General features: G+C 73.1%; 15 protein-coding genes. 7 read left to right on the top strand and 8 right to left on the bottom strand.

Going from position 1 to position 21,648, the window contains the following annotated elements; translation table 11 throughout:
- Window positions 1-7 precede the first annotated feature (7 nt).
- A complete protein-coding gene (gene gltB, locus LPC08_RS15320) occupies window positions 8-4,540 on the top strand; it encodes a glutamate synthase large subunit (RefSeq protein WP_230449106.1) in 4,533 nt (1,510 codons plus the stop codon).
- Between the two features lie 184 nt (window positions 4,541-4,724).
- Window positions 4,725-5,393: an FtsZ-binding protein FzlA gene (gene fzlA, locus LPC08_RS15315; protein ID WP_230449105.1), complete on the top strand. Its 669-nt coding sequence runs from the start codon at window positions 4,725-4,727 to the stop codon at window positions 5,391-5,393.
- A 34-nt stretch (window positions 5,394-5,427) separates the two neighbouring features.
- Here the strand turns inward: fzlA and LPC08_RS15310 are convergent, their stop codons facing one another.
- Window positions 5,428-6,273 (bottom strand): tetratricopeptide repeat protein, encoded by an 846-nt coding sequence (locus LPC08_RS15310; RefSeq protein ID WP_230449104.1) that lies wholly within the window; start codon window positions 6,271-6,273, stop codon window positions 5,428-5,430.
- Between the two features lie 103 nt (window positions 6,274-6,376).
- On the opposite strand from LPC08_RS15310, the gene LPC08_RS15305 reads away from it, so the two are divergent.
- Entirely contained in the window at window positions 6,377-7,237 is an 861-nt protein-coding gene (locus LPC08_RS15305; protein WP_230449103.1) for a Rossmann-fold NAD(P)-binding domain-containing protein, read from the top strand.
- A 28-nt stretch (window positions 7,238-7,265) separates the two neighbouring features.
- Here LPC08_RS15305 and LPC08_RS15300 read toward each other — a convergent pair whose 3' ends face one another.
- The 3 genes from LPC08_RS15300 to LPC08_RS15290 form a co-directional block, all read right to left on the bottom strand.
- A complete protein-coding gene (locus LPC08_RS15300; protein ID WP_230449102.1) occupies window positions 7,266-9,566 on the bottom strand; it encodes an FdhF/YdeP family oxidoreductase in 2,301 nt (766 codons plus the stop codon).
- 100 nt (window positions 9,567-9,666) lie between these two features.
- The gene (locus LPC08_RS15295) at window positions 9,667-11,016 is read right to left on the bottom strand and encodes a glutamate--cysteine ligase (RefSeq protein ID WP_230449101.1); all 1,350 of its coding nucleotides are present in this window, start codon (window positions 11,014-11,016) and stop codon (window positions 9,667-9,669) included.
- Window positions 11,017-11,062: 46 nt separating this feature from the next.
- Window positions 11,063-11,797 (bottom strand): 16S rRNA (uracil(1498)-N(3))-methyltransferase, encoded by a 735-nt coding sequence (locus LPC08_RS15290; protein WP_230449100.1) that lies wholly within the window; start codon window positions 11,795-11,797, stop codon window positions 11,063-11,065.
- Window positions 11,798-11,844: 47 nt separating this feature from the next.
- On the opposite strand from LPC08_RS15290, the gene ubiA reads away from it, so the two are divergent.
- Genes ubiA through LPC08_RS15275 form a run of 3 tightly spaced genes read left to right on the top strand, consistent with a single transcriptional unit; the run spans window position 11,845 to window position 14,551 of the window.
- Complete coding sequence (ubiA, locus tag LPC08_RS15285) at window positions 11,845-12,744, top strand: 4-hydroxybenzoate octaprenyltransferase (protein WP_230449099.1); 900 nt, start codon at window positions 11,845-11,847, stop codon at window positions 12,742-12,744.
- Window positions 12,744-13,409 carry a class I SAM-dependent methyltransferase gene (locus LPC08_RS15280; RefSeq protein ID WP_370643244.1) on the top strand — a complete coding sequence of 222 codons (666 nt, stop codon included), beginning with the start codon at window positions 12,744-12,746 and terminating at the stop codon, window positions 13,407-13,409. The genes ubiA and LPC08_RS15280 overlap by 1 nt, the downstream gene beginning before the upstream one ends.
- A 5-nt stretch (window positions 13,410-13,414) precedes the next feature.
- Window positions 13,415-14,551 (top strand): THUMP domain-containing class I SAM-dependent RNA methyltransferase, encoded by a 1,137-nt coding sequence (locus LPC08_RS15275; protein ID WP_230449098.1) that lies wholly within the window; start codon window positions 13,415-13,417, stop codon window positions 14,549-14,551.
- A 209-nt stretch (window positions 14,552-14,760) separates the two neighbouring features.
- Here the strand turns inward: LPC08_RS15275 and LPC08_RS15270 are convergent, their stop codons facing one another.
- Window positions 14,761-16,944 carry an anthranilate synthase component I gene (locus tag LPC08_RS15270; protein WP_230449097.1) on the bottom strand — a complete coding sequence of 728 codons (2,184 nt, stop codon included), beginning with the start codon at window positions 16,942-16,944 and terminating at the stop codon, window positions 14,761-14,763.
- A 304-nt stretch (window positions 16,945-17,248) separates the two neighbouring features.
- Between LPC08_RS15270 and LPC08_RS15265 the strand changes: the two genes are divergently transcribed.
- On the top strand, window positions 17,249-17,854 hold the full coding sequence (locus tag LPC08_RS15265) for a papain-like cysteine protease family protein (protein ID WP_230449096.1): 606 nt from the start codon (window positions 17,249-17,251) through the stop codon (window positions 17,852-17,854).
- Between the two features lie 154 nt (window positions 17,855-18,008).
- On the opposite strand, the gene LPC08_RS15260 is transcribed toward LPC08_RS15265, so the two are convergent.
- Genes LPC08_RS15260 through LPC08_RS15250 form a run of 3 tightly spaced genes read right to left on the bottom strand, consistent with a single transcriptional unit; the run spans window position 18,009 to window position 21,646 of the window.
- On the bottom strand, window positions 18,009-19,217 hold the full coding sequence (locus LPC08_RS15260) for an MFS transporter (RefSeq protein WP_230449095.1): 1,209 nt from the start codon (window positions 19,215-19,217) through the stop codon (window positions 18,009-18,011).
- 3 nt (window positions 19,218-19,220) lie between these two features.
- A complete protein-coding gene (locus LPC08_RS15255) occupies window positions 19,221-20,846 on the bottom strand; it encodes an AMP-binding protein (protein ID WP_230449094.1) in 1,626 nt (541 codons plus the stop codon).
- A complete protein-coding gene (locus LPC08_RS15250) occupies window positions 20,846-21,646 on the bottom strand; it encodes an enoyl-CoA hydratase (protein WP_230449093.1) in 801 nt (266 codons plus the stop codon). Before LPC08_RS15250 ends, LPC08_RS15255 begins: the two co-directional genes overlap by 1 nt.
- Window positions 21,647-21,648 lie beyond the last annotated feature (2 nt).

Here is a 21,648-nt window from a genome sequence, read left to right as displayed (position 1 = left end):
GGACGAGATGATGCACGAGACCGGTTCCGCCTTCGCCGCCTCCTATGTCACGGAGGCGGCGCGCCTGGCGCGCGAGGCACAGATCGACCTGACCGAGCACGATGCCTGCGGCGTCGGCATGGTCGCGGCCCTGGACGGCGTCGCCCGCCGCTCCGTGGTGCAGGCGGGGATCGACGCGCTGCGCGCCGTCTGGCACCGCGGCGCGGTGGACGCGGACGGCAAGACCGGCGACGGCGCCGGCATCCATGTGGAGATTCCGCAGGACTTCTTCGCCGAGGTGGTGGAGCGCGGCGGCGACCGGGTCCGCCCCGGGCGCCTCGCGGTCGGCATGGTCTTCCTGCCCAAGACCGACCTGGGCGCGCAGGAGCGCTGCCGCCAGATCGTGGAGACGGAGATCCTGGCCGGCGGCTATGCCATCTATGGCTGGCGGCAGGTGCCGATCGACGTCTCCTGCATCGGCGAGAAGGCCAACGCGACCCGCCCCGAGATCGAGCAGATCCTGATCTGGGACCCGGAGCAGCGCGAGGCGGCGACGGTGGAGCGCGACCTCTACGTGATCCGCCGCCGGATCGAGAAGGAGGCGATCGCCGCCCAGGTGGCGGAGCTGTACCTGTGCAGCCTCTCCTGCCGCTCGGTCATCTACAAGGGCATGTTCCTGGCGGAGAGCCTGACGCAGTTCTACCCGGACCTGCTGGACGAGCGCTTCGTCTCCCGCTTCGCCATCTTCCACCAGCGCTACTCGACCAACACCTTCCCGACCTGGCGGCTGGCGCAGCCCTTCCGCATGCTCGCCCATAACGGCGAGATCAACACGATCCACGGCAACATCAACTGGATGAAGAGCCACGAGACCCGGCTCGCGCATCCGTTGCTGGACCCCTACATGGCCGACCTGAAGCCGATCGTGCAGGCCGGCGGCTCCGACACCGCGACGCTCGACAACGTCTTCGAGCTGCTGGTGCGCGGCGGCCGCGACGCGCCGATGGCCAAGTCGATGCTGATCCCGGAGAGCGTGAGCAGCAACGCGACGATGCCCGAGACACATCGCGACCTGTTCATGTACTGCAACGCGGTGATGGAGCCCTGGGACGGGCCGGCCGCGGTCTGCGCCACCGACGGGCGCTGGGCCGTGGCGGGGCTGGACCGCAACGGGCTGCGGCCGCTGCGCTACACCATCACCGCCGACAAGCTGCTCTTCGTCGGCTCCGAGACGGGCATGGTCCGCATCGCCGACGAGCAGGTGGTGGCCAAGGGCCGTGTCGGCCCGGGCCAGTGCATCGGCGTGGACCTGGACGAGGCGAGGTTCTTCACCGACCACGAGCTGAAGGACGTGCTCGCCGCGCGCAAGCCCTTCGGCCAGTGGGTGAACCGCACCACCCGCATCGACGGCATCGTCCGCGCCGACCAGGGCGAGCCGGCCGCGCCGGCGGTGGAGGGGCTGCGCCGCCGCCAGCTCTCCGTCGGCTACACGCTGGAGGAGCTGGAGCAGATCCTGCACCCGATGGTGGAGGACGCGGCCGAGGCGATCGGCTCCATGGGCGACGACACGCCGGTCGCCGTGCTGTCGGAGCAGTATCGCGGCCTGCACCACTACTTCCGCCAGACCTTCAGCCAGGTCACCAACCCGCCGATCGACAGCCTGCGCGAGACGCGGGTGATGACGATCAAGACCCGCCTGGGCAACCTCGGGAACATCCTCGACGAGGACCCGACCCAGTGCGACATGCTGATGCTGGACAGCCCCGTGCTGTCCAACGCCGAGTTCGCGGCGATGCGCGGCTACATGGGCGGCACCGCCTGCGAGGTGGACTGCACCTTCCCCGCGGCCGAGGGCGAGGCGGGGCTGCGCCGCGGCCTGGACCGCATCCGGCGCGAGGCGGAGGAGGGCGTGCGCTCCGGCTGCGCCCATGTCGTCCTGACGGACGAGGCGCAGGGCTCCGAGCGCTGCGTGATTCCCGCGATCCTCGCGGTGGGCGCCGTGCACACGCACCTGACGCGCCACTCGCTTCGCACCTTCACCAGCCTCAACGTCCGCACCGCCGAGTGCGTGGACGTGCACACCTTCGCCGTGCTGATCGGCGCAGGGGCGACCACGGTGAACGCCTATCTGGCGCAGGACAGCATCGCCGACCGGCACCGGCGCGGGCTGTTCGGCGAGCTGACCCTGAAGCAGTGCATCGAGCGCTACCGCAAGGCGGTGGACAAGGGCCTGCTGAAGATCATGGCCAAGATGGGGATCGGGGTCCTCTCCTCCTATCGCGGCGGCATGAACTTCGAGGCGATCGGCCTCTCCCGCGCGCTGGTGGCGGAGTTCTTCCCCGGCATGCAGTCGCGCATCTCCGGCATCGGCCTGCACGGCATCGCGCGCCGCCTGCTGGCCCTGCACGAGAAGGCCTGGGCGCCCGAGGCGGTGATGCTGCCGGTGGGCGGCCTGTACAAGCTGCGCCGCCGCGGCGAGGCGCATGCCTTCGACGGGCCGCTGATCCACACGCTGCAGAAGGCGGTGGACACGGAGAGCTACTCCACCTTCAAGCGCTACACCGAGGCCGTGCGGCGCCAGCCGCCCGTGGCACTGCGCGACCTGCTGGACTTCCGCACCGAGGCGGCGCGCCCCGTGCCGCTGGAGGAGGTCGAGAGCGTGACCGAGATCCGCAAGCGCCTGATCGCGCCCGGCATCTCGCTCGGCGCGCTGAGCCCCGAGGCGCATGAGACGCTCTCCATCGCCATGAACCGGATCGGCGCGCGCTCCGATTCCGGCGAGGGGGGCGAGGACCCGGAGCGCGCCAAGCCGCGCCCGAACGGCGACAACGCCTCCTCCGCGATCAAGCAGGTCGCCTCGGGCCGCTTCGGCGTCACGGCGCAGTACCTGAACGACTGCCGCGAGCTGGAGATCAAGGTCGCCCAGGGCGCCAAGCCGGGCGAGGGCGGCCAGCTTCCGGGCTTCAAGGTGACGCAGCTGATCGCGAAGCTGCGCCACTCCACCCCCGGGGTGACGCTGATCTCGCCGCCGCCACACCACGACATCTACTCGATCGAGGATCTGGCGCAGCTCATCTACGACCTGAAGCAGATCAACCCGGATGCCTCCGTCTGCGTGAAGCTCGTCTCCCGCTCGGGGATCGGCACCATCGCGGCGGGTGTCGCCAAGGCCAAGGCGGATGCGATTCTCGTCTCCGGCCATTCCGGCGGCACGGGTGCGTCCCCGCAGACCTCGATCAAGTATGCCGGCCTGCCCTGGGAGATGGGGCTGACCGAGACGCACCAGGTGCTCCAGCTCAACCGGCTGCGGCACCGGGTGAAGCTGCGCACCGATGGGGGCCTGAAGACGGGGCGCGACGTGGTGATCGCCGCCATGCTGGGCGCCGAGGAGTTCGGCATCGGCACGGCGAGCCTCGTCGCCATGGGCTGCATCATGGTGCGGCAGTGCCACTCCAACACCTGCCCGGTGGGGGTGTGCAGCCAGGACGAGGCGCTGCGCGCCAAGTTCACCGGCACGCCCGAGAAGGTGATCGCCCTCTTCTCCTTCGTGGCGGAGGAGGTGCGGGAGATCCTGGCCTCGCTCGGCTTCCGGCGGCTGGCCGACGTCATCGGCCGCACCGACCTGCTCAAGCAGGTCAGCCGCGGCGCCGAGGACCTGGACGACCTCGACCTCAACCCGCTGCTGGTGCAGGCCGATTCCGGGGGGCAGAAGCCCTACTGCACGATCGAGGGCCGCAACCCCGTCCCCGACACGCTGGACGCGGACATGGTGCGCGACGCCGCGCCGCTCTTCGAGCGGGGCGAGAAGATGCAGCTCCAGTACACCGTCCAGAACACGCACCGCGCCATCGGCACCCGCACCGCGGCGATGATCGTGCGCCAGTTCGGGATGACCGGCCTCCAGCCGGGGCACCTGACGGTGCGGCTGCGCGGCTCGGCCGGGCAGTCGCTGGGCGCCTTCGCGGTGCAGGGCCTCAAGCTGGAGGTGCGCGGCGACGCCAACGACTATGTCGGCAAGGGCCTGTCGGGCGGCAGCATCGTCGTGCGGCCGCACGCCGTCTCGAACCTCGTCTGGAACGAGAACTCCATCATCGGCAACACCTGCCTCTACGGCGCGACGGCGGGCGAGCTCTTCGCGGCGGGCCAGGCGGGCGAGCGCTTCGCCGTGCGCAACTCCGGCGCCGACGCGGTGGTGGAGGGCGTGGGCGCCAATGGCTGCGAGTACATGACCGGCGGCACGGTGGTGATCCTGGGCCAGGTCGGCGACAATTTCGGCGCCGGCTTCACCGGGGGCATGGCCTTCGTCTGGGATGCCGACGGCAGCTTCGAGCAGCGGCTGAACCCCGAGACCCTGCTCTGGGGCCGCCTCGCCTCCGCCCATTGGGAGGAGGTGCTGCGCAGGCTGATCGGCCGGCACGTGAAGGAGACGGATTCCCGCCTCGCCGCGCGGCTGCTGAACGACTGGGCGGTGGAGCGCGGCGCCTTCTGGCACATCGTGCCGAAGGACTACGCCAAGCTGCTGCCCCGCCCGATGTCGGAGATGGCCGCCGCGGCGGAGTGATCCGGCCCGGGCGGGCCCCTCCCGCCCGGCCGCTCCCCTGCCCACCGGCGCGCTGGCGCCGTTGCGGGGCCACGCGACACGCCGTGGCCCTGCCGCATCGCGGCAGGGTTAAGGTCGCGCAATGCGGTGTGCGGGCCGGCTCAGGTGGTTGGCGTGTCTCACCGCGTGACGTAAGGGACGGGTCGTGCGTGTCCTGTATCACCTCCCCCTCTCGCCCCATTGCCGCAAGGTTCGCCTCGCCCTGCAGGAGAAGCGGATCCCCTTCGATCTGCGTGCGGAACGTGTATGGGAGAGACGCGAGGACTTCCTGGCGCTGAACCCGGCCGGCATGGTGCCGGTGCTGACCGAGGAGAACGGGCTGGTCCTGGCGGATTCCTATGTGATCTGCGAGTACCTCGACGAGGCCTACCCGGATACGCCGCTGCTTGGCCGCACCCATGCGGAGCGGGCGGAGGTCCGGCGCCTGGTCGCCTGGTTCGACGGCAAGTTCGACCAGGAGGTGACGCGCAACCTGCTGCACGAGAAGCAGTTCAAGCGCCTGCTCAGCCGCGGCAACCCGGATGGCGGAGCGCTGCGCGCGGGCTACGCCAACCTGAAGCCGCACCTGGACTACCTCGGCTGGCTGGCCGAGACCCGCACCTGGCTGGCCGGCAGCCACCTGTCCCTGGCCGACCTGGCCGCGGCCGCGCATCTCTCGGCCCTGGACTATATCGGCGACGTCGACTGGTCGACGAACGAGAGCGCCAAGGACTGGTACGCCCGGATCAAGTCCAGGCCGTCCTTCCGGCCGCTGCTGGCGGAGCGGGTCAGCGGCGTCACCCCGCCGTCGCACTACGCCGACCTGGACTTCTGAACGGCGCGGTCCCGGGTCTCCGGGGCCGGCGGCGTCAACGCCGTGTCGGCCCGGCCTCGCTCAGCTCCAGGTTCTGCTGCGCCAGATCGGCCGCGGCGCTGTCCGGCGCCACCTCCATGGCGCGGGTCCAGTCCAGTCGTGCGCCCTCCAGGTCGCCGTTGAGCTGGCGGAGGATGCCGCGCTCCAGCAGCGCCTCGGCATTGTCCCCGTCCAGCGCCAGGGCGCGCTCGATGTCGCGCAGCGCCTCCTGCGCCCGGTCCAGGTGGCGCAGCGCGGCGGCGCGATAGACCCAGGCATCGGGGCGGTCGGGATCGATCTCCGTGGCCTGGCTGGCATCCGCCAGCGCCTCCGTGAAGCGGCCCAGGGCGCCGGCGGCCACGGAGCGGTCCACCAGAAGGTCCGGGTCGTTGGGGGTGATGGCGAGGCCGAGGGTCACGGCGGCATAGGCGCGCTGCGGCTGGCCTGCCGCCATCCAGGCCTGGGCCGCCTGGTCGTAGACGGCGGCGCGGGCGGCCGGCCCGGCGGCGGATTGCGCCGCCAGGGCCTCCAGCCGCGGCGCCGCGCGCTCCGGCTCGCCCATGGCGGCCATCGCCAGGGCCTGGCAGTGGCGCGCCCCCTCGCCGCCGCCACGGCCCTGCCAGCCCTCGGCGAAGGCCAGAGCGGAGGCCGGGTCCTCGCGCAACTGGTCCAGGCAGGAGGCGTATTCCGGGCTTTCCAACAGCCGTGGCGATTCGGGTGGCAGCGGCAGCGCCTCCTCGATCCCCTCCAGCGGAGCGACCGGCCGGTGCAGCAGGTACCAGGCGCTGCCCCCGGCCGACGCGGCCAGCAGGGCGGCCGCGAAAGCGCCCAGCAGGGTCCGGCGGAGGGGGGAGCCACGCATCGCGCGCAATCTACTCCCGTTGTCGCCGCCGCGGGAATCCCGGCCTGCGCGGGGAGGTCGCCCGGCGGTGGACGCGGCGCGCCCGACGGGCCACATCGCGGGGATGAGCGACAGGATGCTGGTGATCGGCCTGGGCTACAGCGGCGCGGCCATCGCCCGGGCGGCGGCGGCGGGCGGCTTCGACGTCACGGGCACCTGTCGCGACCCCACCCGCGTGCCGGCAGGGACCCCCGCCATCGCCTTCGAGGAGGCGGCCGCGGCGATCGCGGCGGCCACGCACCTGGTCGTCACCGCCCCGCCCGGCCCGGAGGGCGACCCGGTGCTGGCCCGGCATGGGGCGGCACTGGCCCGCGCCGGGGCGCTGCGCTGGATCGGCTACATGTCCACCACCGGCGTCTACGGCGACCATGACGGAGGCTGGGTGGACGAGACGACGCCGGCGATGCCGGCCAAGGGCCGGTCCCTGACGCGGCGCGCGGCGGAACGGGGCTGGGAGGCCGTGGCCGCGGCGCGGGGGGTGGCGCTGGACCTGTTGCGCACCGGCGGCATCTACGGGCCCGGCCGCAGCGTGGTGGAGGACCTGCTGGCCGGACGGGCGCGACAGGTGGTCAAGCCGGGCCACGCCTTCTCCCGCATCCATCGCGACGACATCGCCGCGGCCGTGGTCGCCGCGGCCCGGCGCCCGGGCCCGGCCGGCGTGGCGCGGGTGCTGCACCTCGTCGACGACGAGCCGGCGGAGAGTGCCAGCGTGGTCGAGGCGGCGGCGGAGCTGCTCGGCCTGCCCGTCCCGCCCGCGATCCCTTATGCCGAGGCGGTGGAGGCCATGTCGCCCATGGCCCGCTCCTTCTGGTCGGAGAGCCGGCGGGTGGCGAATGGCCGGACCCGGGCGGCCCTCGGCCTGTCCTGGCGCTATCCGACCTACCGCGAGGGCCTCCGGCAGATCGTGGCGGAGGCGGGCCGCTGACCGCCGGCCGTGGGATGCGGCCGCGCCGTCAGCCCGGCAGGCGCGGCGGCTCCGCCCGCACCACCCGTACCGGGACAGACTTCGCCGCCGGGGTCTTGCTCTCCTCCGCATGGTGCCAGACGGGGATCAAGGGGTTGCATTCCGGGTAGTAGCCGCCGAGGCAGCCCTCCGGGATCTCGTAGGGGGTGACGCGGAGCCCCGGCACCTCCCGCCGGATCTGGTCGTGCGCATGGGCGGCCAGGGTGACCTCCTCGCCCTCCTTCAGCCCCATCCGGTCCATGTCGGCCGGGTTGATGAACAGCACCATCCGCGTGCCCTCCACGCCGCGGAAGCGGTCGTGGTAGCCGTAGATGGTGGTGTTGAACTGGTCGTTGCTGCGCAGGGTGACGAGACGGAAGACATCCGCCTCGTCCGCGAAGCCCGTGGCGTTCAGCCTTGGCGGCGTGCGGAACTCCGCCTTGCCGCTCCTGGTCTTCCACTCCCGCTCGCGCGCCGCGTTGCGGCGGTGGAAGCCGCCGGGGACGAAGAGCCGGTCGTTGAAGGCGGCGAACTGGTCCGGGTAGGTCTGCTCGATCGCATCGCGGACCCGCGCGTAGTCGCCCACCCAGGCATCCCAGTCGAGCTTCGGGTTCGGCGGCAGCGTGGCCTTGGCGATGCCGGCGACGATCGCGGGCTCGCTCCGCAGGTGCGGGCTGGCGGGCTCCCGCTGCCCCACCGAGCCGTGGATGCAGGAGGTGCTGTCCTCCACGCTCACCGCCTGGTCGCCGCCGGCCTGGGTGTCGCGCTCGATGCGGCCGAGGCAGGGGAGGAGGAAGGCCACCTCGCCGTTGACCAGGTGGCTGCGGTTCAGCTTGGTCGCGACCTGCACCGTCAGCCGCATCCGCCGCCAGGCCTCCTCCATGCGCTTCGTGTCGGGGATGGCGCGGACGAAGTTGCCGCCGAGGCCGATGAAGCCCCGCACCTCGCCGGACAGGATGCCTTCGCAGGCCTCGACCGTGGTGCGGCCCTTGTGGCGCGGCGGCTCGAAGCCGTACTGCTCGGCCAGCTTGTCCAGCGGCACCAGCTCCGGCTTCTCCGAGATGCCGACGGTGCGCTGGCCCTGCACGTTGGAATGGCCCCGCACGGGGCAGAGGCCGGCGCCGGGCTTGCCGATGTTGCCGCGCAGCAGCATCAGCGCCGTCAGCATGTACAGGTTCTGCTCGCCCAGCACATGCTGCGTCAGGCCCATGCCGTAGATGGCCATCACCGCCTTCGAGCGTGCGTAGACGCGCGCCGCGTCCTCCAGCGCCGCGCGCGGCAGGCCGGACTGGGCCTCGATCTCCGCCCATGGCGTGGCGCGGGCGGCGGCGGCGAAGGCCTCGAAGCCCGTGGTGTGCGCGCTGACGAAGGCGTGGTCGATGACGGGGGCGCCGCCTTCGGCCCGGGCCCGGTCGTCCGCCTCCACCACCCACTTGCACAGCCCCATCAGCGCCGCGATGTCGCCGCCTGCCTTCACCTGGTGGTACTGGGCGGAGATCACCGTCTCCTGCCCCGTCATCATCTCCACCGGGTTCTGCGGGTTGGTGAAGCGCTGCCAGCCCCGTTCCTTGAGGGGATTGAAGGTGATCACCGTGCAGCCGCGCTTCACCGCCTCCTGCAGTTGATGCAGCATGCGCGGGGCGTTGGAGCCGACATTCTGCCCGAAGGACAGGATGCAGTCGGTATGCCCGAAATCCTCCAGCACCACCGTGCCGACCGGCGAGCCGATCACGTTCTTCAGCGCCACCGAAGTGGTCTCGTGGCACATGTTGGAGCTGTCGGGCAGGTTGTTGGTGCCGTACATCCGCGCGAGCAGCGCGTACATGTACGAGGTCTCGAGCGAGCCGCGGCCGGAGGCGTAGAAGATCACGCCGTCGGGATCGAGCGCCTTCAGCTCCCGCCCGATCTCGGCGAAGGCGTCGTCCCATTCCACCGGCACGTAGCGGTCGGTGCGTGCGTCGTAGCGCATGGGATGGGTCAGGCGGCCATGCTGCTCGAGAGCGTGATCCTCCCAGCCGAGCAGCTCGCCCACCGTGTGCTGCGCGAAGAACTCCGGCGTGGTGCGTTTGGTGGTCAGCTCCCAGGCCGTGGCCTTGGCGCCGTTCTCGCAGAACTCCAGCGGATGCGGCCGGGCCGGCTTGGGCCAGGCGCAGGAGACGCAGGCATAGCCTTCGGCCTTGTTCTGCTGTGCCAGCCCGGCGACCGTGGCGGGCGTGACCTTCTCCTTCAGCAGGATGCCGCTCACCGAGCGGGCGGAACCCCACCCGCCGGCCGGGCCCTCATAAGGTTCGATCCGGACCGTACGTCCCATGGCCACTCTCCCGCCCGCTGAAGGAGACGGAACGCGGGGGGAGGGGGAGGGTTGGCGGACGCCGCCCGTCCCGGGCTCCGTCCGGCCGGCACGGCCCTCGTCAGACGGCCGCCTCGGCGAAGATGCGGGACAGGTCGCCGTTCCAGGCGCCCTCGTAGCGGTTCAGCCAGTGCTGGGCCTGGGTGATGCCGGTGGCGGCAACCTCCTCGGCGGGGGCGAGGAAGCGTTCCTCGCCCAGGCCGCGGGCGCGCAACCCGTCGCGGGCGATGGCCAGCGCGTCCGCCGCCACCGCGCGCAGGGGGCGGCCGGCGATGGTGGCGGAGAGGCCCTCGACCGGCACGGCGCGGCGCAGCGCCTGCATCGCCTCCACGCTCCAGCCGCGCACCAGCTCCAGCCCCGCCTTCTGCGCCGCGTCGTCGTAGAGCAGCCCGGCCCAGAAGGCGGGCAGGGCCAGCATCATCGCCGGGCTGCCGGCATCGGCGCCGCGCATCTCGAGGAATCGCTTGAGGCGGACGTCGGTGAAGACCGTGGTCACGTGGTCGGCCCAGTCGCCCATGGTGGCACGGATGTCGGGCCGCCCGGGCAGGCCCTCGGCCATGAAGCGGCGGAAGGTGGTGCCGGTGGCGTCGACGAAGGCGCCCTCGCGCATCACGAAGTACATGGGCACGTCGAGCACGTGCTCGGCGAAGCGCTCGAAGCCGAAGCCCGGCTCGAAGACCACGGGCGGGATGCCGGTACGGTCGGGGTCGGTGTGGGTCCAGACCTCGCCGCGCAGGGTGAGCGCCCCGGTCGGCCGGCCCTCGCGGAAGGGGGAGTTGGCCCAGAGCGCGGTGGCGAGGGGTTGCAGCGCGAGCGAGAGGCGCAGCTTCTCGACCATGTCCGCCTCGTCGCCGAAATCGAGGTTGGCCTGCACGGTGCAGGTCCGCAGCATCATGTCGAGGCCCATCTCCCCGACCCGCGGCATGTAGGCGCGCATGATCGCGTAGCGCTGCTTGGGCATCCAGGGCATGGCGTCGCGGGTGGCGAGCGGATGGAAGCCCAGCGGCGCGAAGGCGATGCCGAGCGGCCCCGCCACGTCGCGCAGCTCGGCCAGGTGGTTCTCCAGCTCCGCCGCCGTCTCGGCGATGTCGGCCAGCGGCGCGCCGGACAGTTCCGTCTGCCCGCCCGGCTCCAGCGAGACGGAGGCGTCGCCGCGGGTCAGGCCGATCGGGTTGCCGCGGTCCAGGATGGGCTCCCAGCCGCGGGGCTCCAGCCCCTCCAGGATGGCGCGGATGCCGCCGCGCGGGTCGTCATAGGCGGGGGCGGAGAGGTCGTCGCGGCGGAAGCCGAACTTCTCGTGCTCCGTGCCGATCCGCCAGGCGTCGCGCGGCTTGCTGCCGGCGGCGAACCATTCCGCCAGCTGGCGCAGGGAATGGATCGGCGTCGGATCGGCCTCGCCGGGATTGGACATGCGCTTCGCTTCCGACGCTCAGGGGGCGCGCAGGGGCGCGCGCCGTTCAGGACCTTCCCTTGACCCAGTCGCCGCAGACGGCCTGCAACACCGCGAGTCCCGAGACCGCCGCCGTCTCGGCCCGCAGGATGCGGGGCCCGAGGGCAGCCGGCACAACAAAGGGACGACGTTGCAGTGCGTCAAGCTCTGCAACGGTGAAGCCGCCCTCCGGCCCGACCAGCAGGCCCACGGGGCCGGCCCGGCCGGCCGCCGCCGCGGCGAGGCCCGGGGCGGCGCCCCGCTCGGCGGCCAGGAACAGCGGCACCGCCGGGTCCCAGGAATCGAGCGCCGCGTGCAGGGCCAGGGCGGGCTCCAGCACGGGCAGGTCCAGGCGCTCGCACTGCTCGGCGGCCTCCCGGGCGATCAGGCCGAGGCGGTCGAGGTTGGGTCCCTGGGCGACGCAGCGGGCGGTCAGCACCGGGCGGAGGGTGGCGACGCCCAGCTCGGTCGCCTTCTCCACCGTCCACTCCATGGCGTCGCGCTTCAGCGCGGCGAGGAGGAGACGCGGGCCGGCGGGGGTGTCCTGGGCGCGCAGCCGCCGCCCCACGGCGAAGCGGGCGGCATCCTTGCGGATCGCGGCCAGGGTGGCGGCGAACTCCCCGTCCCGCCCGTTGAACAGCACCACCGCATCCCCCACCCCCTTGCGCAGCACGGAACCGAGGTAGCGGCCCTGGCCGGGGAGCGAATCCGCCTCCGCCCCCTCGGCGAGCGGCGCGTCGACATAGAGGCGGGGCGTGGTCATGGGGGCATGGTCTGGACAGGAGGGGGCTGGCCGGGGAAGTAGCATGCATGGCCGGCCACACCGATATCCGGACGGAGGGCTGGGTGGCGCGCCTGCCCGCCGCCTTCCTCCCCTATGCCCTGCTCGCCCGGCTGGACCGGCCGATCGGCTCCTGGCTGCTCTTCCTGCCCGGCCCCTGGGCCTTCGCCCTCGCCGCGCCGGACTGGGCGACCGGCATCCGGCTGACCCTGCTGTTCGGCATCGGCGCGGTGGCGATGCGCGGGGCAGGCTGCGTGGTGAACGACCTGTGGGACCGCGACCTGGACCGCAAGGTGACGCGCACCGCCGGGCGGCCGCTGGCCTCGGGCGCGGTGACGCCGAAGCAGGCGCTGGCCTGGCTCGGCATCCTCTGCCTGGTCGGGCTGGTGGTGCTGCTCCAGCTCAACGGCCCGGCGATCCTGTTCGGGCTGCTGTCGCTGGTGCCGATCGCCCTCTACCCGCTGGCCAAGCGGGTGACGGACTGGCCGCAGGCGGTGCTGGGCTTCGTCTTCTCCTGGGCGGCGCCGACCGGCTGGCTGGCCTGCACCGGGCAGCTCTCGGCGCCCGGGCTGCTGCTGTGGCTGGCGGCCTTCTTCTGGATCCTGGGCTACGACACGATCTACGCCCACCAGGACCGGGAGGACGACGCGCTGGTCGGCGTGCGCTCCTCCGCCCGGACGCTGGGCGAGCGGACGCGGCCCTTCCTGGCGGCAGTCTATGGCGTCGCGCTGGTGCTGCTGGCGCTCGCCGGGTGGCTGGCCGGGCTGCGCTGGCCCTTCCTGCCGGCGCTCGCCCTGCCGGCGGCGCTGCTGGCGCGGCAGGTGATCCGGCTGGACATGGACGACCCCGCCGGCTGCCTGCGCCTGTTCAAGTCGAACCGCGAGGTGGGCATCGCGATCGCCCTGGCCTTCCTGCTCGGCCGCGGCTGATGGACGCGCCAATGGGGGCGCCCGACGCGGAAGCCTTCGTCGCCGCCCACACCGCGCCGGACCGGCCCGTGCTGGTGCCGGAGATCGTCCTGCACCTCGCCACCGAGATCACGCCCATCTGGCAGGCGACCGAGGCCTGGCTGGACCGCGCGGGGATCGAACCGCCCTTCTGGGCCTTCGCCTGGCCGGGCAGCCAGGTGCTCGCCCGGCTGGTAATGGACGAGCCCGCCCGCGTCGCCGGCAAGCGGGTGCTGGACTTCGCCGCCGGCGGCGGGCTGGCGGCCATCGCCTGCCTCCGCGCCGGGGCGGCGGGCGTGGAGGCGGCGGAGCTGGACCCGCTCGCCTGCGCCGCCATCGCGCTGAACGCGCGCGCCAACGGCGTGGCGGTCACGGCCACCTGCGGCGACGTGGTGGGGCAGGCCCGCCGCTGGGACGTCATCCTGGCCGGCGACGTCTGCTACGAGGCGCCGATGACCGGCCACATCCTCCCCTGGCTGCGGCGGATGGCGGCGGAGGGGGCGGAGGTCTGGCTGGCCGATCCCGGCCGCGCCTACCTGCCGAGGACCGGGCTGGAGCCCATCCTGCGCCGCGCCGTGCCGGTGACGCGGGAGCTGGAGGACCGCGAGGTGCGGGAAGTCACGGTCTACCGGGTGCTGGGCCCCTGACGCGCATGGAACGCGCCGCGAGCGATCCGCCGCCGGGGCGGGACTTCGAGATCTTCCTGGCCGCCGTGCCGGGGCTGGAACCCGTCCTCTGCGACGAGGTGCGCGGCAAGGGCTTCCGGCAGCCCCGGCCGGTGCCGGGCGGCGTCGTCCTGCGCGGCGGCTGGCCGGAGGTCTGGCGCGCCAACCTGTGGGTCCGCGGCGCCGGGCGCGTCCTGGCGCGGCTGGATTCCTTCCGCGTCACCCACCTGGCGCAGCTCGACGCCCGGGCGCGCCGCGTGCCGTGGTCCGCCGTCCTGCGGCCGGACGTGCCCGTCCGGGTCGAGGCGAGCTGCACCGCCTCGCGCCTCTACCACAGCGGCGCCGTGGCCGAGCGGATCGGGACGGCGATCCGCGAGACGCTCGGCGCGCCCGTCTCGCCTGAGGCCGGCATCACCGTGATGGCGCGCCTGGACCACGACCTCTGCACCCTCAGCGTCGACACCTCGGGCGAGCCGCTGCACAAGCGCGGCTACAAGCAGGCCGTCAACGCGGCCCCGATGCGCGAGACCATGGCCTCGCTCTTCCTGCGGCAATGCGGCTACGACGGCACCGAGCCCATGCTGGACCCCATGTGCGGCTCCGGCACCTTCGTCATCGAGGCGGCGGAGATCGCGGCCCGGCTCAACCCCGGCCGTGCCCGCGCCTTCGCCTTCGAGCAGCTCGCCACCTTCGATGCGGAGGCGTGGCAGCGCATGCGCGCGGTGCGGAGCGCGCGCGTCCCGGCCGCCCGCTGCCACGGCCGGGACCGGGATGCCGGGGCGATCGCCATGAGCCTTGCCAACGCGGCCCGTGCCGGCGTCGCCGAGCACACGGAGTTCCGGCAGGGCACGATCGGCGAGCTGCTGCCGCCCGAAGGCCCCCCCGGCCTGGTCATCCTCAACCCGCCCTACGGTGCCCGCCTGGGCGAGAGCGGGGCCCTCGCACCCCTCTACCGCGCACTGGGCCAGGTGCTGCGGGGCCGCTTCGCCGGCTGGCGCGTCGGGCTGGTCACCAGCGAACCCCGCCTGGCCCACCTCACCGGCCTGCCCTTCCTGCCCAACGGCCCGCCCGTCCCGCATGGCGGCCTGCGCGTGTCCCTGTTCAGGACCGGCCCCCTGCCCTGATCCCGGTAGGGCCCTGTTGCCTCGCCGGCCAGGGGAAAGGCGCCGCCTTCCCCCTGGACCCCCGTCCACGGACGCCGTCGCGCGCCGGAGGCCAGGGGCCTCCGGCGACTGCGGCCTGTGTGCGATCATCCTGTGCCTTGGCGCCCCGCCTCCCACCCCGGACCAGCCTCCCGGCGGAGAGGGAAGGAGGGAGGCGGCGCCTCCCCCGGTCAGGCCGGCTCCAGCGCCCGCAGCCGGGTGAGGGCGGCGCGGACCAGGGGCAGGCCGATCTCCTCCGGCCCGGTCATCAGGCTCTCCGGGTGGAACTGCACGGCGGCCAGGGGCAGGCGGGCGTGTTCCACCGCCATGACCACCGCGTCCTCCTCCGTCTCCGCCGTGACCACCAGCTCCGCCGGCAGGACGACGCGGCGGGCGTGCAGGGAGTGGTAGCGGCCGACGGCGAAGCGCTCCGGCAGCCCGTCCAGCAGCCTCCCGCCCAGGCGGCGGATGGTGGAAGGCTTGCCGTGCATCGGCTGGGCGAGGACGTCCAGCGCGCCGCCGAAATGCTCCACCATGCCCTGCAGCCCGAGGCAGACGCCGAAGGCCGGCAGGTTGCGGCGGGTGATGAGGTCCAGCGTCTCGGACATGGCGAAGTCCGAGGGGCGGCCCGGGCCGGGGGAGAGCACCACCAGATCCGCGGCACGGCCCTGTCGCAGCTCCTCCCGCGCCAGCTCGGGGCGCAGGGTCGTCACCTCCGCGCCGGCGGCGCGGAAATAGCCGGCCAGGGTGTGGACGAAGCTGTCCTCGTGGTCGACCAGCAGCACGGCGGGGCGCCCGCCCGCGGGCAGGGCGGCCACGGCGGGGGCGGGGGGCTTGCGGGGGCCCTCGCCGCGGATGGCGGCGAACATGGCGCTGGCCTTCAGCCGGCACTCCGCCTCCTCCGAGGCCGGGTCGCTGTCGTGCAGCAGCGTGGCGCCCGCGCGCACCTCGGCCACGCCGTCCTTCAGCCGGATGGTGCGCAGCGTCAGGCCGGTGTTCATGTTGCCGTCGAAGGTGACGCGCCCGATGGCGCCGCCGTACCAGCGGCGGGCGGAACGCTCCTCCGCCTCGACATGGCGGATCGCCCAGGTCTTGGGCGCGCCCGTCACCGTGACCGCCCAGGCGTGGGAGAGGAAGCCGTCCAGCGCGTCGAATTCGGGGCGCAGGGTGCCTTCCACATGGTCCACCGTGTGGATCAGGCGGGAGTACATCTCGATCTGGCGGCGGCCGATGACCTGGACGCTGCCCGGCTCGCAGACGCGCGACTTGTCGTTGCGGTCCACGTCCGTGCACATGGTCAGCTCGCTCTCCTCCTTGGCGGAGTTGAGCAGGGTGCGGATGTTCTCCGCATCCTCCAGCGCGTCGCGGCCGCGCCGGATGGTGCCGCTGATCGGACAGGTCTCGATGCGCCGGCCCTCGACGCGGACGAACATCTCGGGGCTGGCCGCGACCAGGAACTCGCCCTCGCCCAGGTTCATCAGCGCACCATAGGGGGCGGGGTTCACGCGGCGCAGGCGGTCGAAGACCTCGCTGGGCGCGTCCGGGCAGGCGGTGGCGAAGGTCTGGCCGAGGACCACCTCGAACAGGTCGCCGCGGGCGAAGGCCTCCCGCGCGCGCTCGACCATGGCGGCGTACTCGCCGGGGCCGTAGTCGCTCTCCGGCGGCGCGGCGCCGGTGCCGGGGCGGAAGGGGTCGGGCGCCGTGCCGCGCGGCAGGCCGACGGTGCTGCCGGCGTCGTGCGAGACCTCGTAGCGGTGGATCTCCGCGACCTGGCGGACGTGGTCCACCACCAGGATCTCGTCGGGCAAATAGAGCACCAGGTCGCGCTGGTCCGCGCCGCGCGGCAGGCGGAGCGCCATCGGCTCGAACTGGAAGACGAGGTCGTAGCCGAAGGCGCCGTAGAGGCCGAGATGCGGGTCCGCCTCGCTGCCGAACAGCTCGCCGATGGCGCGCAGGACGGAGAAGGGGGAGGGCTGGCGCGAGCGCTGCTCCTCCGGGAAGCGGGTGGAGGGGCGGGCCATGGTGACCGTGGCGCGGGTGGCGCCGCCTTCCAGCGAGGCCACCTCCGGCAGCTCGGCCAGCACGGGCAGGATGGCGGAGAGCAGCACCTCGCCCCGGGCGTTCAGCGCCTCCAGCGTCACCACGCCGCCGCGCGAGGTCAGCACCAGCGGCGGGTCGGAGAAGCCCATGTCCCAGCGGGTGTAGCGGCCCGGGAACTCGAAGGAGGAGGAGCACAGCACGCCGCGCTGGCGGTCCAGCTTCGCCGCCAGCAGGGTGGCCCCGTCCGCATAGGGGTTGCGCGTCGTCCCGCGCTGGACGGTCAGGCCGCCGCGCGTTCGGTACGTGGTGCTTTCCGGGGCTTCGGGGCGGGTCATCGGGACATCTCCAGGGATCTTGGGGCCTGGGAGGTCCGGGTCAGCGTGGGTGCAGGAAGAACGACCGCCCGGAACTCCGGGGCGGCGCTGCGAACAGGGTTACGCGGGCCGCCCGTGTGAGACGGGCCGCCACCAGCGGACGGTGGGGGTTGGGCGCGGAACCATACCGCAAGCTTAGGGGAGCGGAACCCGCCAGGCAAGCGGGCGCTCCGGCCGGATGCGGCGATGGTGACACCACCCCGCGGTAGGGGTATGGTTTCGAAATCGGATCGAAATGCCGCAGTGTCCGCGGAGGGGCAAGGCCATGCGCTACCACGTTCCGTTGATCGGGCAACTCACGCCCATGTCGTGCTGGGCGGCGTCCATCGCCATGATCCTCTCCTGGGCGCAGCGTGCCTCCGTATCGCCGGACAGCGTGCGGCAGCGCATCGGCTACGACGCCCAGTACGTCCAGTCCGGCATCACCATGCAGGACAAGACGCCTTTCGATTCGGTCGGCATGGTGGCGGAGCCGGCGCAGAACTACACGGTCGAAGGCTTCATGCAGCTGTTGCAGCACTATGGCCCGCTCTGGGTCCGGCGCGGCTTCCGGCAGAACGTCACGGGCAACATCCGGGGCGGCTTCCATGCCGTGGTGGTGACCGGCTTCGACCCGCATCCCGATCCGCGCCGGGCCATGGTGCACGTGAACGACCCCTGGGCCCGCGGCATGACCACGTTCAGCCTGCCCAACGCCGGGTCGCGCCACCAGTACAACTACCACGACTTCGTCCGGAACGCCCTGGAGGTGCCGGAAATGGTGCGGCAGGTCATCAGCCGGGCCCAGACGGCGCAGACCGGCGTCGCCACCGATTTCCAGCCCGACGCCTTCTACATCGTCCATCTGCGCCAGCGGCCCCACACCGACTGATGCGAGCGGTGCTTCCGGCGGCTCGTCGACCGCCACTGCGGCCCCGTCCCGGCTCCGCCAAGTCCGGCCGGTACGGCCGCGCGCCGGGCCGGGCCATGCCGGCCCGCCGCGGACGGGTTCTGCTTCCGCCGGCCGGCATGACGGCGCCCACCGCTTAGCCGTTCCGATCCTCCCGCGCGAAGAGGTAGCCCAGCAGGCCCAGCCCGAGCGTCGCCCCCAGCGCCAGGAAGCCGAGGCGATAGGCGCCTTCCGGGCGGATGCCCTCGGCCGCGGGGACCGCGCCCACGACCGCCCCGACCAGCAGCGGCAGGGTGGCGGAGCCCACCACCTGGGCCAGGTTCATCGTCGTCGCCCCACGTCCCATGAGATGATCCGGGAACAGGCCCCGCGCCTGGGCCATCAGCACGGTGGGGATGCAGGAGGCGAGGCAGAGCAGGATCAGCAGCGTCACCGCCAGCCACAGGGGTGGGTGCGGGAGGGCGGCGAGGGCCAGCAGGCTGGTCACCGCCAGCCCGGCGCAGGCGATGGCAAGGGGCTTGCGGCGGCCCAGGGTCCGTTCCAGCGGCGCCACCGCCAGCAGGCCCAGTGGGAAGGCCAGGGACATGGCGGTCAGCACCCAGCCGCGGCCTTCGGCGCCCAGGCGATGGATGTCGGCGAGGTAGGGCCCGGCCCAGATGGTGGAGAGCGTCGCCGCCCCCGCATAGCCGACCGAGAAGAGCGACAGGATCGGCAGCAGGCCAGGGGTGCGCCAGATCCGTGCCTGGCCGAGCAGGGCCTCGCCCAGGCTCTCGCGCCGGTGCTGCGGCACCGGGCCGGGCGGGCGGTCGCGCACCCAGCCCCACCAGAGCACGCCCATCGCGCCCGTCAGCAGGGCGGAGCCCAGCAAGGCGCCACGCCAGCCCAGCGCCGCGGCGGCCGCCCCCATCGGCCAGGCAGCCAGCACCAGCCCGAGCTGCGAGAAGGCGGTGATGCGCGACAGCGCCCCGGTCAGCGAACGCCCGGCGAACCAGCGGCTGCACAGCACGACGCTGGCCATGAAGGAGGCGCTGCACCCCAGCCCGAGCAGGAAGCGTGCGGCGAGCAGGGAGGGCCCGTCCCAGGCCAGCCCCTGCGCCGCCGCCCCCAGCACGGCGAGGCCGGTCAGCCAGCCCACCGTCACGCGCGGCCCCACCCGGTCCAGTGCCAGCCCGACGGGGATCTGCGCCACGCCGAGGGCCAGGAAGAAGGCGCCGGTCAGCGCGCCGGTCTGCCCGGGGGTGAGCGAGAGCTCCGCCGTCAGCTCGGGCGAGACCACCGCCAGGGCGGCACGGTGGAACTGGCTGAGCGTCACCGCCGCCGCGAGGGCGGCGAGCATCCGCCACATGCGTCAGCCGTTCCCCGGCGTCCCCCTGGCCTGGTCGCGCAGCCGGACCTTCTGGATCTTGCCGGTGGAGGTCTTGGGCACCTCGCCGAAGACCACCCGCTTGGGCGCCTTGAAGCTGGCGAGCTGCGTGCGGGCGAAGGCGATCAGCTCCGCCTCGGTGGCCGCCGCGCCCGGCTTCAGCTCGACGAAGGCGCAGGGCACCTCGCCCCATTTCTCGTCGGGCAGGGCCACCACCGCGGCGATGGCGACGGCCGGGTGGCGGTACAACGCCTCCTCCACCTCGATGGAGGAGATGTTCTCGCCGCCGGAGATGATGATGTCCTTGGCCCGGTCGCGCAGCTGCACATAGCCGTCCGGGTGCTTCACGCCGAGGTCGCCGGTGTGGAACCAGCCGTCGGCCAGGGCCTTCTCCGTGGCGGCGGGGTCCTTGAGGTAGCCCTTCATCACCACGTTGCCGCGCATCGCCACCTCGCCCATGGTCGTGCCGTCGGCGGGGACGGGGCGGCCCGTCCCGTCCAGCACCTCCAGGGCTTCGAGCACGATGTAGCGCACGCCCTGCCGCGCCATCAGCGCCGCGCGCTCGGCCGGCGGGCGGGCGGCATGGGCGGCGGTGAACTCGTTCACCACCGAGGGGCCGTAGCATTCCGTCAGGCCGTAGAGGTGCGTCACCTTCACCCCCGCCGCATCCGCCGCGGCCAGCACCGCCTCGGGCGGCGGCGCCCCCGCCACCATGAAGCGCAGCGTCCCGCCGGTGTCCTCGCGTTCCGGCGCCTGCAGCAGGGTGGAGAGGACGATCGGCGCGCCGCACATATGGGTGACGCCGTGGCGGGTGATCGCCTCCCACATCGCCGCGCCGCGCACCGCGCGCAGGCAGACATGGGTGCCCGCCTTGGCCGCGACGGTCCAGGGGAAGCACCAGCCGTTGCAGTGGAACATCGGCAGCGTCCACAGGTAGGTCGGCGGCTCGCCCATCGCGCAGGACAGCACGTTGCCCATCGCCAGCAGGTGCGCGCCGCGATGGTGGTAGACCACGCCCTTCGGCCGCCCGGTGGTGCCGGAGGTGTAGTTCAGCGCGATGGCGTCCCATTCGTCGCGCGGCCAGGGCCAGGCGAAGCCGGGGTCGCCCTCGGCCAGGAAGGATTCGTAGTCCTGGCCGCCCAGCGTGCTCTCCGACGGCGCCTCGGGATCGTTCACCTCGATGACGAAGGGTTGGCTCGTGCTGATCTCCAGCGCACGGCCCAGCAGCGGCGCCAGCTCGCGGTCCACGATCACCGCCTTCGCTCCCCCATGGTCGAGGATGTAGGCGACGGTGTCCGGATCGAGCCGCGTGTTCAGCGTGTTGAGCACGCCGCCGGTCATCGGGATGCCGTAGTGGCATTCGATCATCGCGGGCGTGTTGGGCAGCAGCGCCGCCACCGTGTCGCCGCGCCCGATGCCGCGCCGCGACAGCGCCGAGGCCAGCCGCACGCAGCGATCGCGGTGCTGCTTCCAGGTGTAGCGCAGCGCGCCATGCACCACGGCGAGGCGGTCCGGGAAGACCTGGGCCGCGCGCTCCAGGAACAGCAGCGGCGTCAGCGGCTGGTGGTTCGCCGGGGTCTGCGGCAGGGCGTCGTAATCGGCGGCGGCCATCAGCGGTGGCTCCAGACGGGGGGTCGCTTGCCCAGGAAGGCGCCGATCCCCTCCGCCGCGTCCTGCGCCAGAAGGTTCTCGACCATCGTCTCGGACGCCATGCGATACGCCTCCTCCAGAGGGGCCCCGTATTGCCGCACGAAGCCGCGCTTGCCCAGGCGGATGGCGACGGCGGAGCGCGCGGCGATTCCCCCGGCCAGGGCACGGGCCGCCGACAGCGCCTCGCCGGCCGAGACCACCCGGTTGACCAGCCCGAGGCGATGCGCCTCGGCGGCTCCGATCATCTCTCCGGTCAGCAGCATCTCCATCGCCGCCTTGCGCGGCACGGCGCGGGAGAGCGCCACCGCCGGGGTCGAGCAGAACAGGCCGATCTCCACCCCCGGCGTGCAGAAGCGCGCGGCCTGCCCCGCCACGGCGAGGTCGCAGGCGGCGACGAGCTGGCAGCCCGCCGCGGTCGCGACGCCCTCCACGGCGGCGATCACCGGCTGCGGCAGGGCGGGGATCGCCGTCATCACCCGGGCGCAGGCCTCCATCGTCTCCGCGAAGACGCCGCGCCCGCCATCGGCATCGGCGAAATGCGCCGCGATCTCCTTCAGATCGTGCCCGGCGCAGAAGGCGGGGCCGTTGGCGGCGACGATCACGCAGCGCACGGCATCATCGGCCGCGAGACCGGCCAGCTCCTCGCGCAACCGGCCGAGCAGGGCGAGGGAGAGTCCGTTGCGCGCGGCGGGGCGGTTCAGCGTCAGGGTCGTGACGCCGTCCGCGTCGTCGCGCAGCAGGACGGGGGTGGCGGCGTCCACGC

Source organism: Roseomonas sp. OT10 (assembly GCF_020991085.1).
GTDB classification, from domain to species: domain Bacteria; phylum Pseudomonadota; class Alphaproteobacteria; order Acetobacterales; family Acetobacteraceae; genus Roseomonas; species Roseomonas cutis.
Note: the sequence above shows the minus strand (reverse complement) of the source record. Positions and strands in the feature narration are given on the sequence as shown.

Excerpts from the sequence above, each read along its gene's own strand:
- gltB (WP_230449106.1), top strand. The coding sequence starts at position 8 with ATGATGCACGAGACCGGTTCCGCCTTCGCCGCCTCCTATGTCACGGAG.
- LPC08_RS15310 (WP_230449104.1), bottom strand. The coding sequence starts at position 6,273 with ATGCGTGGCTCCCCCCTCCGCCGGACCCTGCTGGGCGCTTTCGCGGCC.
- LPC08_RS15305 (WP_230449103.1), top strand. The coding sequence starts at position 6,377 with ATGAGCGACAGGATGCTGGTGATCGGCCTGGGCTACAGCGGCGCGGCC.
- LPC08_RS15300 (WP_230449102.1), bottom strand. The coding sequence starts at position 9,566 with ATGGGACGTACGGTCCGGATCGAACCTTATGAGGGCCCGGCCGGCGGG.
- LPC08_RS15295 (WP_230449101.1), bottom strand. The coding sequence starts at position 11,016 with ATGTCCAATCCCGGCGAGGCCGATCCGACGCCGATCCATTCCCTGCGC.
- LPC08_RS15290 (WP_230449100.1), bottom strand. The coding sequence starts at position 11,797 with ATGACCACGCCCCGCCTCTATGTCGACGCGCCGCTCGCCGAGGGGGCG.
- ubiA (WP_230449099.1), top strand. The coding sequence starts at position 11,845 with ATGGCCGGCCACACCGATATCCGGACGGAGGGCTGGGTGGCGCGCCTG.
- LPC08_RS15280 (WP_370643244.1), top strand. The coding sequence starts at position 12,744 with ATGGACGCGCCAATGGGGGCGCCCGACGCGGAAGCCTTCGTCGCCGCC.
- LPC08_RS15275 (WP_230449098.1), top strand. The coding sequence starts at position 13,415 with ATGGAACGCGCCGCGAGCGATCCGCCGCCGGGGCGGGACTTCGAGATC.
- LPC08_RS15270 (WP_230449097.1), bottom strand. The coding sequence starts at position 16,944 with ATGACCCGCCCCGAAGCCCCGGAAAGCACCACGTACCGAACGCGCGGC.
- LPC08_RS15265 (WP_230449096.1), top strand. The coding sequence starts at position 17,249 with ATGCGCTACCACGTTCCGTTGATCGGGCAACTCACGCCCATGTCGTGC.
- LPC08_RS15260 (WP_230449095.1), bottom strand. The coding sequence starts at position 19,217 with ATGTGGCGGATGCTCGCCGCCCTCGCGGCGGCGGTGACGCTCAGCCAG.
- LPC08_RS15255 (WP_230449094.1), bottom strand. The coding sequence starts at position 20,846 with ATGGCCGCCGCCGATTACGACGCCCTGCCGCAGACCCCGGCGAACCAC.